The sequence below is a fragment of the Vibrio ziniensis genome (assembly GCF_011064285.1).
Classification (GTDB): domain Bacteria; phylum Pseudomonadota; class Gammaproteobacteria; order Enterobacterales; family Vibrionaceae; genus Vibrio; species Vibrio ziniensis.
Genome location: NZ_CP049331.1, coordinates 2,552,842 through 2,565,249 on the forward strand (window position 1 = coordinate 2,552,842; position 12,408 = coordinate 2,565,249).

Annotated in this window: 13 protein-coding genes and 1 other annotated feature; of the genes, 4 read left to right on the forward strand and 9 right to left on the reverse strand. The window is 41.5% G+C overall.

Annotation, left to right across the window (positions count from 1 at the left end):
• Nucleotides 1-305: 305 nt before the first annotated feature.
• Entirely contained in the window at nucleotides 306-494 is a 189-nt protein-coding gene (locus G5S32_RS11760; RefSeq protein WP_165312186.1) for a DUF3545 family protein, read from the forward strand.
• 48 nt (nucleotides 495-542) lie between these two features.
• On the opposite strand, the gene G5S32_RS11765 is transcribed toward G5S32_RS11760, so the two are convergent.
• The 3 genes from G5S32_RS11765 to nfo form a co-directional block, all read right to left on the reverse strand.
• Complete coding sequence (locus G5S32_RS11765; protein ID WP_165312187.1) at nucleotides 543-1,094, reverse strand: hemerythrin domain-containing protein; 552 nt, start codon at nucleotides 1,092-1,094, stop codon at nucleotides 543-545.
• 183 nt (nucleotides 1,095-1,277) lie between these two features.
• Nucleotides 1,278-1,964, reverse strand: coding sequence for a uracil-DNA glycosylase (gene ung / locus G5S32_RS11770; RefSeq protein ID WP_165312188.1), 687 nt, complete (start codon nucleotides 1,962-1,964; stop codon nucleotides 1,278-1,280).
• 430 nt (nucleotides 1,965-2,394) lie between these two features.
• Nucleotides 2,395-3,270: a deoxyribonuclease IV gene (gene nfo, locus G5S32_RS11775; protein WP_165312189.1), complete on the reverse strand. Its 876-nt coding sequence runs from the start codon at nucleotides 3,268-3,270 to the stop codon at nucleotides 2,395-2,397.
• A 341-nt stretch (nucleotides 3,271-3,611) separates the two neighbouring features.
• Between nfo and grcA the strand changes: the two genes are divergently transcribed.
• Complete coding sequence (grcA, locus tag G5S32_RS11780) at nucleotides 3,612-3,989, forward strand: autonomous glycyl radical cofactor GrcA (RefSeq protein WP_165312190.1); 378 nt, start codon at nucleotides 3,612-3,614, stop codon at nucleotides 3,987-3,989.
• A 93-nt stretch (nucleotides 3,990-4,082) separates the two neighbouring features.
• Here grcA and thrC read toward each other — a convergent pair whose 3' ends face one another.
• Genes thrC through thrA form a run of 3 tightly spaced genes read right to left on the reverse strand, consistent with a single transcriptional unit; the run spans nucleotide 4,083 to nucleotide 8,797 of the window.
• Nucleotides 4,083-5,366 (reverse strand): threonine synthase, encoded by a 1,284-nt coding sequence (thrC, locus tag G5S32_RS11785; protein WP_165312191.1) that lies wholly within the window; start codon nucleotides 5,364-5,366, stop codon nucleotides 4,083-4,085.
• Nucleotides 5,363-6,319, reverse strand: coding sequence for a homoserine kinase (thrB, locus tag G5S32_RS11790; RefSeq protein ID WP_165312790.1), 957 nt, complete (start codon nucleotides 6,317-6,319; stop codon nucleotides 5,363-5,365). The genes thrC and thrB overlap by 4 nt, the downstream gene beginning before the upstream one ends.
• Before the next feature lie 18 nt (nucleotides 6,320-6,337).
• Nucleotides 6,338-8,797, reverse strand: a complete 2,460-nt coding sequence (thrA, locus tag G5S32_RS11795; RefSeq protein WP_165312192.1) for a bifunctional aspartate kinase/homoserine dehydrogenase I — start codon at nucleotides 8,795-8,797, stop codon at nucleotides 6,338-6,340.
• Between the two features lie 30 nt (nucleotides 8,798-8,827).
• Nucleotides 8,828-8,945, reverse strand: a sequence feature (Thr leader region).
• Nucleotides 8,946-9,233: 288 nt separating this feature from the next.
• Here thrA and G5S32_RS11800 point away from each other — a divergent pair.
• Nucleotides 9,234-9,710, forward strand: a complete 477-nt coding sequence (locus tag G5S32_RS11800) for a hypothetical protein (protein ID WP_165312193.1) — start codon at nucleotides 9,234-9,236, stop codon at nucleotides 9,708-9,710.
• Here the strand turns inward: G5S32_RS11800 and G5S32_RS11805 are convergent.
• Entirely contained in the window at nucleotides 9,707-10,192 is a 486-nt protein-coding gene (locus G5S32_RS11805; protein ID WP_165312194.1) for a putative 4-hydroxy-4-methyl-2-oxoglutarate aldolase, read from the reverse strand. The two genes, G5S32_RS11800 and G5S32_RS11805, sit on opposite strands and share 4 nt — an antisense overlap.
• A 75-nt stretch (nucleotides 10,193-10,267) precedes the next feature.
• Entirely contained in the window at nucleotides 10,268-10,657 is a 390-nt protein-coding gene (locus G5S32_RS11810) for a DUF3293 domain-containing protein (RefSeq protein WP_165312195.1), read from the reverse strand.
• A gap of 317 nt (nucleotides 10,658-10,974) precedes the next feature.
• Here G5S32_RS11810 and arcA point away from each other — a divergent pair, with 317 nt between their 5' ends.
• Nucleotides 10,975-11,691 carry a two-component system response regulator ArcA gene (gene arcA, locus G5S32_RS11815; RefSeq protein WP_165312196.1) on the forward strand — a complete coding sequence of 239 codons (717 nt, stop codon included), beginning with the start codon at nucleotides 10,975-10,977 and terminating at the stop codon, nucleotides 11,689-11,691.
• A 254-nt stretch (nucleotides 11,692-11,945) separates the two neighbouring features.
• Here the strand turns inward: arcA and G5S32_RS11820 are convergent, their stop codons facing one another.
• Nucleotides 11,946-12,407, reverse strand: coding sequence for a hypothetical protein (locus G5S32_RS11820; RefSeq protein WP_165312197.1), 462 nt, complete (start codon nucleotides 12,405-12,407; stop codon nucleotides 11,946-11,948).
• Between the last annotated feature and the right edge of the window lies 1 nt (nucleotide 12,408).

The window sequence follows — 12,408 nt, forward strand, 5'->3', positions numbered from 1 at the left end:
ATTTCTAATTATCCTTAGAGAAACATTTAGAAACCTAGTGATTAAACTTTAACCAGTACAGATTTACAAACTCGACATTTAAACATTTAATTAACATTATCCGATTATCAATAAATAAGAAACACCATAACCAAACGGTCAAATAACGACCAACAAGGCATCTAAAAAGTTTATTCACCGAGAAGAAAACCATAAAAATTTAATATCAATGAAACAAATGAGAAATAAATCATAGTTATTGTCCATCAAAATATGATATTTAGAAAAAACTCCAGGAACGGAGACAACCACAAAGAGGCTTGCTTATGGATGACTTGCACTTCGATGAATTGTTAGATGCACAAATCGCGAAACTTCGCTCAAACGCGAGTAGCAGAGTGAAACCAGCTAAAAGGATGTGGCGTGAGATAGAAGCAATACGAGATCGAAAACGGTTGGAAAGAGAGTTATTAGAGATGGATGTATGTCTAGAGCTTGATGACCTCAAAATATAAATATGAGAGGCGCCTTTTGGGGGCGCCTTTTTTATTTTTAGACTGTGACTAATTATATTCCGTTTCGCTCTTTCGAACTCGACGCGCGAGCTGAGCATATCTTTCAGCAATGGTTGAACCAAAGACAGGATCATCTTCATTGCAGTTCCACATAGATTCCACTTGCTGCCAATCTGCCACACTAAAGGTTCGGTTGATCAGTGGCAAAACAGATTGCTCTTCCATTTCCAAATGTTGTCGCTGTGAAGAAATGAACTGTTCCAACTGATTAATAAACACATCTTGAGGAACGACCGCATCATTTAGGATCATCTCGATTGTATTCAAAAAATCATGAGTCGTTTCAGATAGCAGCGCATGCTCCTTTTCTAGATCAGAAATTTCTTCATGCTCACCATAGTGTTGCATGTAATGGCGATAAAGAATGTCTTCTTTAGGGTGATGGATACTCTCCGAATGTCTTGAAAGATAATCCACAATCTCCTTAACTAGGCTGTAGTTTATGGGTTGTTCGTCTTTAAGAAGCTGTAACTTTCCGCGCAAAATAGCTAACAGTCGAGTCATGTATCCATGTTCACGTCTGATTCTTTCAATCATCATTGTGCGTCTCCCTTACACAGTCTGTGATACCCGTGTGACCTCAAACTAAGCACCCGAAGGCAATTTTTAATCACTCAACAGGTATTTTCAGGTTATCTGAGTATCAATAAGTCTATATAAGGATTTTCTAACACGCTTTGATTTTGGTCGAAAAAACAACAATACGAGCAATTGTTAACCACATCATTGATTCGCATCAAGAGTTGGCTGCCAATCAATAGGCATTTGGCCTAGTTGCTTGAGTATCTGATTTGTTTGAGAAAAGTGCTGACAACCTAAGAATCCTCGATGAGCAGATAATGGTGATGGATGTGGAGCCATAAGCACGTGATGCTTATTTCTATCTATCATCTGACCTTTTTTCTGAGCATGAGATCCCCAAAGAAGAAATATCACGCCTTGACGATGTTGGTTTAGCGCATCGATCACACGGTCAGTAAATGTTTCCCATCCAGTCTTAGCATGCGAATGGGCCTTGCCCTGCTCTACAGTTAGAACAGTATTGAGTAATAGAACACCTTGGTCAGCCCAGCTTTTTAAATAGCCGTGGTTTGGGATCTGGAACCCTTGGATATCCTGATCCAACTCTTTATACATATTTACCAGAGAAGGCGGTGTTTTTACTCCTGGTAGAACAGAGAAACACAAGCCATGTGCCTGATTGGGGCCGTGATAAGGATCCTGCCCTAAAATGACAACTTTTACATCGTCGAATTCGGTAAGACGAAAAGCGTTAAATACATCTTTCGCCGGTGGGAAAATGACTTTACCTGCGGCGCGCTCAGCCTCAACAAACTTCAGTGTTTGTTGGAAATAATCTTGTTCTTTCTCTAGGCCAATGACATCGTGCCAAGTCAAAGAATGAGTCATAACAGCTCCTGAGTATAAATATAATGACCTTATCTTATACCCAAGGCTATAAAGTTGCAGCTAGATAACCCTCGTAAAATCGAATACAGCAATTTATTAGGTTTCAAAAACCTACGCTTTTAAAACTGCTAGTTTCAAAAACAAAATGTTGTAAACCACTCAACGAATGTCATCAAAGCTACAACGACTAAATCAACATCCTGCTGGCAATCGAAAGCTCGGTATTAATGGGCCTTACTTGGTTGCGGAGAGCGATGATGCCCTCGTCCCGTTACATGTCGGTTAGGAACAGGCATACGAGCGGCTGGGCGGGAGCTGGCTGATGAGATAACACAAACTGAAGAGAACATAATAGGGCATCCTTCTTTACAACGTTTCATGAAATCTTCATGAGAAAAGCATGCCAATATAGTGATCTCAAACCAATAAATTACACGGCTAAATGATGCTCGCGCATTGTTTGAATCTCAAGATGCCAAATATCTGGATCAATTGTTTCTAAAATCAATGGGATATGGTCGAAGCGTGGATCTTTAGAAATATATTCGAAACAGTCCCACCCTATTTCGCCTTTTCCTAAGGAGTGGTGACGATCCAGCTTACTACCCAAACCACCTTTTGAATCATTTATATGCATTGCTCTTAAATAGTGCATACCCACAATACGATCAAACTCTGCAAAGGTCGATTCACAAGCTTCAAAGCTACGTAAGTCATAACCAGCGGCAAAGGTATGGCAAGTATCAAGGCATACTCCAACTCTTGTTTTGTCTTCCACTTGATCAATAATTGCCGCTAAATGTTCGAAACGCCATCCAAGGTTGGTGCCTTGTCCTGCAGTATTTTCGATCACAGCTATCACATCAGGAACAGCTTTATGTGCAAGATTGATTGACTCAGCAATTGTGCTAAGACATTCCTCTTCTGAAACCATTTTTAAATGGCTGCCCGGATGGAAATTCAGTAGTTTCAAACCTAACTGGTTACAACGCTCCATCTCATCAATAAAGGCAGCGCGTGACTTTTCCAGCTTGTCTGCCTCTGGAGCGCCCAAATTAATTAAGTAAGAATCATGAGGCAGAATATAGTCAGCAGAAAAACCTAGTCGCTGACATTGTTCTTTAAATCGTCTTATCGTGGAAGCTTCTAACGGTTTAGCGACCCATTGACGTTGGTTTTTGGTAAAGATAGCAAACGCATTTGCGCCAATTTCTTTTGCTCTTAATGGTGCCTCGTCGACGCCACCAGAAGCTGACACATGCGCACCAATATATTTGTTCCCTAGAGGCTTAACTTCTTTTGTCATTTAATCACTTTCTACTTTCAATTTGACTTTTATAACTCACTGATTTGTTCTGTTTGACCCCCTTCTAGCACGTCAAACATGTAGTTTTATTACTACATTTAGAACAAAAAACATGCATAAAATATTTTTTAATCGTTAAAATTTATTTTAATACATATATTTATTAACCACTTATTGATTAAAATCAATTTTTTAACCTTAAAATAAGAAAGGTTTATTGTTGTATTTTGATCTAAATCAATACTATAATTGTGGACATAAATTATATAATACGAAGCTCAACAGAATTTACGAAAATTAACACCAATAAAACGCCACTTAAAGTGGACTAGGAGATATTGATGATCCAAGGTATTCAAATCACTAAAGCAGCTAATGATGAACTACTTAACTCAATTTGGCTAATCGATAGTGAAACAAATGAAGCTCGTTGCGTTGCAGCAACTGGTAGCTATGCAGCCGATCAAGTTGTTCCAGTATCTGACCTTGGCGCTTACGAAAGCCGCGAAGTGGCAATTGAAACCGCTCCAAAAATTGAAGGTGGTCAACACCTAAACGTTAACGTTCTTAAACGTGAAACATTGGAAGATGCTGTTGCTCACCCAGAGAAATACCCACAACTAACGATCCGCGTATCAGGTTATGCTGTTCGTTTTAACTCTCTAACTCCAGAGCAACAACGCGACGTTATCGCTCGTACTTTTACTGAATCTCTATAATTCAGTTTTTAAGATTAAAAAAAGCGGTGCTATTAAGCACCGCTTTTTATTTTCAATGAGTAGAGATACATCGATTCTCTACTCGTTATTCCGTTAGCCACGTACTTTGATTAACAGCTCTCGTAACGCAGCAAAATCAACATTCATCTCTGCAGATAGAAGATCTAACACAGCATGTTTGGCCAAAGGTGCTGGTAGTTCGATATCAGTACCAAGAATCTCATCAACCACTTCTTTGAACTTAGCAGGGTGCGCGGTACATAAGAACAAACCAGTTTCACCCTCTTGAAGTTGCTGCTCAAGTACACGGTAAGCAATAGCACCGTGAGGCTCACACAGATAACCCAATGCGTTCAGTTCCTTTACAGACTCAGCACTTTCAGAGTCCAAAACTGCACCTTTACCTAAAGTTTCCAAGCCCCAGTCTTTGATCTTGCATAGTTCTTCAATGCGCGGCCAGTTGTTTGGCTGGCTAACATCCATCGCATTTGAAGTGGTAGCCACAGTAGGTTTTGGATCCCATTTACCTGTTTCTAAGTAACGAGGCACTGTGTCATTAGCGTTAGTTGCGGCAATAAAGCGCTTCACTGGCAAGCCTAATGCTTTTGCCAATAGACCAGCAGTAAGGTTACCGAAGTTACCACTTGGTACAGAGATAACTAGATTTTCGCGCTCTGATTTGCTCATTTGAGCCGCAGCTTCGAAGTAGTAACAGATTTGCGCCATTAAACGGCTGATATTGATAGAGTTAGCCGAGTTCAGGCCCACTTTTTCACGCAATTCTGCATCATCAAACGCATTTTTAACCAATGCTTGGCACGCATCAAAATCGCCATTGACCGCTACAGTATGGATGTTCTTGCCTAGAGTACAGAACAGCTTCTCTTGAAGTGGGCTGATTTTGCCTTTTGGATAAAGGATCACTACGTTGATGTCTTCCATGCCGTAGAAAGCATGAGCAACTGCAGCACCGGTATCACCAGACGTTGCTGTTAGAATTGTGATTTTTCCGCCATTAGATACCGCAGCAAGAGACTGAGCCATAAAGCGGCCACCAAAGTCTTTAAACGCAAGCGTTGGACCATGGAAGAGTTCAAGCGCATAAACGCCATCTTTAACGGATTTGATTGGCGCAGGGAATTGGAACGCAGATGCAACCATCTCATTCACTTTTTCACTTGGCAGTTCATCACCAATCAAAGCTGAAAGGATTTTAGTACTGCGAGTGACGAAATCTTCAGCTAGTAGTGCATCAATATCATCAAATTTAGGTAATTCCGACGGGAAAAATAGACCTTGGTTACGACCTAATCCTTGGCGCACGGCTTGGCCAAAGGATACTTGTTCATCATTTTCTTTTATGTTGTAAAGCTTCATAGCTCACTTCCTGTAACTTTTGAACCGTTCTTGTCTAAACGACAAATGTGAACGAATCCTTCTTCATTTTGTACGTAGTTTTGTTCTAGCCAACGCGCAACACGTTCAGCAACGTCTTTCTCTTTGCATACGCTAAATAGTGTTGGACCACTACCAGAAATGCCCGTCGCTAGAGCGCCAGCAGAAAGCGCATATTGGCGAGCTTTAGCAAAGCCAGGCAGCAGTTTCTCACGATAAGGTTCTGCGATCACGTCTTTGATCATTTTTGCAGCTAACTCTGGCTGATTGGTATGGCAAGCGTGAATGAAACCCGCCAAATAACGACCATGAGCAATGATATCTTGGCGACGGTACTGCGAAGGCAAAATAGCACGAGCTTCAGCGGTTGATACTTTGATCCCTGGATACGCCATTACCCAGTACCAATCATCAAAACACGGCACCTCTTGACTAATAATGCCAAGTTCTTCCAACATCAGTTGAACGCCACCAAGGTAACAAGGCGCAACGTTGTCATAGTGAATGCCACCAGAGATCTTACCTTCCATCTCCCCCATTAACGCCAACAACTCAGTTTCATTTAATGGTTGACCGTGGAAACGGTTCAGCGCATCTAACGCCGCCACAATTGAACATGCACTTGAGCCTAAGCCAGATCCGATAGGCATATTCTTTTCTAGCGTCATTTCAAGCGGTTTAAGTTCTATCTGCTTTTTCTCTAACTCACGAGCAAAAACTATCCAGCAATCATAAACGATGTTTTCTTTCGGATTATCAGGAAGCTTCGAAACAAAACTTCCTGCAGTTTTAAGAGTAAAAGGCTCTAAGCCGGCTTTTACTTGAACGCGGTCGCCAAGCAGTGTTCCGTCAATCGGTGAAACCGCCGCACCTAATACATCGAAACCAACACTTACGTTACCGATAGAAGCTGGGGCGTAGACAACTACGCCCATGTCACTTGAACTCATTGATTAAATCCCTAATTTCCAGCCAAGCGTACGCATGACATCCGAGAATACACCTGCTGCAGTTACTTCAGTACCCGCGCCGTAACCGCGTAGCACTAGTGGAATCGGCTGATAGTAGCGGCTGTAGAATGCTAACGCGTTCTCGCCATCTTTAATTTTGAACATTGGGCCATTTTCATCGACCTTCGCGATGTGTACTCGGCATTCACCTTCTGCAATCTCACCCACGTAGCGCAGAACTTTTCCTTCTTCTGCAGCTTTTGCTGACAGTTGTTGGAAGTATTCATCCGCTTGCGGCAGGCGAGCCATGAAATCCTCAACACTGCCTGACGCATCAAAGCCCGGTGGTAGCGCTTGCTCAACTTTAATATCTTCAAGCTCTAATGCCATGCCTGCTTCACGAGCAAGGATCAACAATTTACGTGCGACATCCATACCAGATAGGTCATCACGTGGATCTGGCTCAGTGAAACCTTTGTCTTTTGCAATAGCAGTTGCTTGACTGAGAGTCAGACCTTCATCTAATTTACCGAAGATGAAAGATAGCGAGCCAGATAGAATACCGTTGAATTTTTCTAACTCATCACCCGCAGCAATCAAGTTCTGCAAGTTTTCAATAACTGGCAAACCCGCACCTACGGTTGTTTCATACATCAGCTTACGACGAGAGTGACGAGCCACTTCACGCAACTGATGGTAGTACGCCATGCTTGCTGTGTTTGCTTTCTTGTTTGGAGTAACAACGTGGAAACCCGCCGCCAAGAAATCTGTGTATTGATTTGCAATCGCTTCACTAGAAGTGCAGTCCACTAGCACAGGGTTGATGATATGGTTGCGGTTCACAAGAGCAATCAAGCGAGCCAATGAAAACTCTTCAGACGCTGCGCCCATACGGTCACGCCAGTTATCAAGAGGCAGACCTTCACTATCAAGCAGTAAGCCTTTGCTGTTTGCCAGACCACATACGCGAATCACGATGCCTTTTTCAGCCAGTTTTGATTGTTGACGGTTAATTTGATCAACCAATTCACCACCAACACCACCAACGCCGACAACGAATACATCAAGGAAGTGCTTAGAATTAAACAAGTTTTCGTGGCATGCTTTGATTGCTGAAGACACTTTGTCTTCTGGGATCACTGCTGAAATTGCACGCTCTGATGAACCTTGTGCGATAGCGACAATATTCACGTGAGCTTCTGCCAATGATGCAAAGAACTGAGATGCCACACCACGAGAAGTGCGCATACCATCACCAACCAGCGTGATGATCGAGAGATCTTCTGTGAACTCAACAGGTTCTAATAGACCATCTTTCAGCTCCAACTCAAACGCATCGGACAACGCTTGTTGAGCAAGCGCTTTGTGTTCAGCTTCAATACAGAAACTGATGCTGTATTCAGACGATGATTGAGTGATTAGAACGATAGACACGCCTGATGCAGACATCGCACCAAAGACGCGACTCGCCATACCAACCATGCCTTTCATGCCCGGGCCTGAAACGTTCACCATAGTCAGATTATTTAGCGTTGTAATGCCTTTAATCGCAAGGTTGTCTTCGCCGGTATCAAGACCAATTAAAGTACCTGGACCTTGAGGGTTGAAACTGTTTTTGATTAGACAAGGAATGTGGAACTGAGCAATGGGAGCGATTGTTTTTGGATGAAGAACGGAAGCGCCGAAGTAAGACAGTTCCATCGCTTCTTGATAGCTTAGAGACTTCAGCAGGCGAGCATCTTCAACTAAACGTGGATCACAGTTGTAAACACCATCCACGTCAGTCCAAATTTCACAACACTCTGCACGTAAACACGCAGCCAATACAGCAGCAGAATAGTCAGAGCCGTTACGGCCAAGGCAAACCAATTCACCTTTTTTATTGCCAGCCGTAAAGCCTGGCATGATATGAACGTGTTTTTCTGGAAGTGGGTTCGATTTAAAGTTTAGTGTTGAAGCTTCTACATCAACCATTGCTTCTAAATGGTCGCCTTTGGCTAGCAAATATTTAACTGGGTCAATTAGGTTAGCGGCTAAGCCTTTAGCTTCCATCACAGCTTTCATTAGCTGGATAGAAACACGTTCACCTTTACTGATGATGCGAGCATTCACATTATCAGGGCACATGCCTAATAGACTGATACCATGAACGAACTGACGTAGTTGTGACATTGAAGTCTTGACTTGATTCTCATACGCAGCACCATCGATGTTTGGCAATACTGCTTTTACATCGTCAAATAAAGTGTTGAAAGACGATTCCAACTCTTTAATTTGTAGTTCTGCTTCTCCATTACGCATCGCGCTTTCAATCACAGCCACAAGTTTATTTGTAGTTTTACCCGGTGCAGAAAGAACAACGGCAACCTCTTCCTGCTGAGCATTATTGGCAATGATGTCAGCTGCTCGTAATAAACGATCAGCATCAGCTAACGATGAACCTCCAAACTTTAGAACTCGCATCCCTTTACTCCAAGTCATTAAAAATAGGCATAAAAAAAGGCCTGTATCGTTGGGGATACAGGCCTTGTTTGTAAATCTTACGCTTAGCAGCCTGCCCCAACACTCGTAATGTCGGTAATAATAATGGTGGTTGTCATCATTACTAGGCTGTTATTAAACATAGAAATCTTACTTCGTTTGTGTGTTTGCTTACCTCTACGTTTACCTCATTTTTTATCGCATAGTCAACGAAAAAGTATTTTTTTTTTAAGTTTCATTCGGATTAGTTAGCTAAGTCTCTAAATATTCAAGATTCCGTTTCCATACAAACTAAAGCGACTAAGCAAATAACTAAATGCTCTAACTACTTGCCAGCTTACGCCTGTTTTTGTGCCTAAACTTTGTAATACGCAGTGGAAAAGTCATTTAAATAATTTATAACAACAAGGGGGATATCATGAGACTCGTTCTTGGTATTACCTGCCTATTGATAATCTTTAGTGCTCACTCCGAACCACTTCCTGTTTTATCTTCAGAACAAAATAGAACTTTTAGTAAATTTTATCTTGCCGATGAACCATATCGAGAGGAAAACAGGCATAAGGAAATTAGTATTGATAATGGCTATATCTATGCTGTTTTCAACGATATTGATGTCTATTTTGGTACAGGTATCCCTTCATCTCATGTAGGAATAAGTAGCTCAAACGAAAATGGCTTTCTCAGTGGTGTCAGCTATCAACTGAACTCAAAAGTAATATTAAGCAGTTCAGTGCAATCTTATTTTTCGAATAGAGATGGGGACATCAACATAAATATTACTGCTGAATTAACCAGCCGTTTGCAGCTTTCTGAAGATTTAGATTTGCGAGCCACTCTCGGGTACCAAGAGTGGCAACAAGGAGTTGAAGTGGGGCTGGGCTTTCGCTTCTAACTTAAATCAAGAGCTTGTTTTGAAAGCAAAATTCCATTCCAGTCAGCATAGATGTAATCGCCCGGCTGCACCATTTGATTATGCATGGTTAAGGTGACATTCACTTTGCCTACACCTCGCTTTTCGGTTTTGAATGGACAAGCATCTAACGCTTTGATACCCAAATCCATTTGTGATAGCGCAACAACATCTCGTACAGCTCCGTAAATGATCACGCCTTCCCAACCATTATCAGTCGCTAGCATAGCAATCTGATCTCCCATCAGTGCTTTTCGACGAGATCCATTACCGTCCACCACCAGTACTTTTCCCTTGCCATTCTGGCTCAAGACTTCACGCACTTTAGAGTTATCATGATAACAACGTACGGTCACTATCTGCCCCCAAAAGTCGCTTCTCATACCGTAATTTTGCAAAGGTAAGTCGAGTAAAGTCACCTGTGATTCGTAACGATCACATATATCCGGTGTTATATCTTTCATCGTTCCTCCATGATTCTCGTAATTGAAATTTAAAAAATAATTAGGCTTTTAAAAGGGGGAATAACCTCATTTGGGTTAGACTTTGAATAAATTAAAATCCCCTAAGCACTCCTGCTGTTCTCCTTTACAGGAATGTAAATACAGTATGTCGTTACAGACGTAATAGATAGCGTTCTGCCTGTAGGCTCTGCCTAGTTTGAGCGCCTTTTCCAATGGCATATTCACGGCAAAACTCTCTTCAAACCAATAAAAATCAGGGTCGCCAACGCGAACAGAGTACCAATCATAACTAATCAATTCATTCTGTAAATGTTGATTATTTACGCAATTCTCATATTGTGACAACTTATCACTTTCAGGGTTCCATGCGGTAATAATGGCATAACTTTCAAAGGTAATCTTATGTTGAAGGTCAAACTTCACATTAGAATAAGTTTGCCATAGACTTGCATTTATTTTCATCATGCTACTGTTTTTACAATTCGTTATTAGCTTTAATATCTGTTACATTTTAACAATTGATATAAATCAACAAAGTGATTGGTATTAACATTTGGTCATTGTTAGCATGCTGTTAACATTATAGAATCCGGCTCAAAGACTAGTAGAACCAAAGAGGTATTGGATTCCTCATCAACTAGTATCCATGGATGGCGGGCAACCCGAGAGTAGATTTTTTACGTAAATTAAGTTTTATTGTTAACATCGAACTACCCTATGTTATGTTTTTGCCTAGAATGAGTTCTATTAGCACAAATTTTTCACAAGTTTAGGTACCGCCAATGCAAACCCCGCAGATTCTTATCGTTGAAGACGAGCAAGTTACTCGTAACACTCTAAAGAGTATTTTTGAAGCAGAGGGATACGCTGTTTTTGAAGCTAGTAACGGTGAAGAGATGCACCACGAGCTATCTGATAACAGCATTAACCTAGTGATCATGGATATCAACCTACCGGGTAAAAACGGTTTGTTGCTAGCTCGTGAGCTTCGTGAACAAGCTGATGTAGCTCTAATGTTCTTAACTGGTCGTGACAACGAAGTCGATAAAATCCTAGGCCTAGAAATTGGTGCGGATGATTACATCACTAAACCATTTAACCCTCGTGAACTGACTATTCGTGCTCGTAACCTATTAAGCCGTTCTATGAACACAGGCGCAACTCCAGATGAGAAACGCTCTGTTGAGAAGTATGAATTTAATGGCTGGGTACTGGATATTAATAGCCGTTCACTGGTTAGCCCAAGTGGTGATGGTTACAAACTACCTCGTTCAGAATTCCGTGCTCTACTACATTTCTGTGAGAACCCAGGTAAGATCCAAACTCGTGCTGATCTTCTGAAGAAAATGACTGGCCGTGAGTTAAAACCTCATGACCGTACTGTAGACGTAACGATTCGTCGTATACGTAAACACTTTGAGTCAGTATCTGGTACTCCAGAAATCATTGCGACTATTCACGGTGAAGGTTACCGTTTTTGTGGTGACTTAGAAGAATAAGCCAAAAGCAAATTCCTCTAACATAGAATGCAAAAAGCCCCTCGATGGGGCTTTTTATTTCGCATTTCTAGCAAGATCAACCGTTATACCATTCTGGATAATTCCCTGATCAGTGAATGGGCGTTGATAAGCAAACCCTCCGAGCCATTAATGGCTCGGCGGAGCTTCAGGGACAAACGAATGCGCGTTTGCGTTTGAAGTCCAATCGCTGCTCGCCGATGCTCAGTCTGATCATATTTTTATCTAGGATGGTATTAATAGACTTTATCAATAGCGACGTTACGTTCGACCAGCCATACATCGCCATTCTTATCACTCAACTCCAGAGCCACGTGTACACGCTTTTCAACATCAACTGGGATTTCTGTAGTAAATACCACTTCCCATAAGTTTTCACTTAATGTGCGAAGTTCAGTCTCATCACCTTGTACAATCCAAGTATTATCTTTTTGTTTGATAACAACCATCTGTACTACGAGTTCTGCAGACAGTTCACCAGAAGTATCAAGCATCAAGGTACCATTTAGCGATTGATTCTCAGTGGTTCCGTCAACCTTTGGCATTTTATCGATCCAAAGATTACTTTTAAGCTGTACAGCCGTATCAGACAATGCAGCAAGATTCCCTTGAGTCCAATTAATTTTTGAGAGATTAGAAGATGGCGAAGTACACGCTGTAATCATTAGTACAAATAAAGCAAGTGCGAGTTTTTTCATT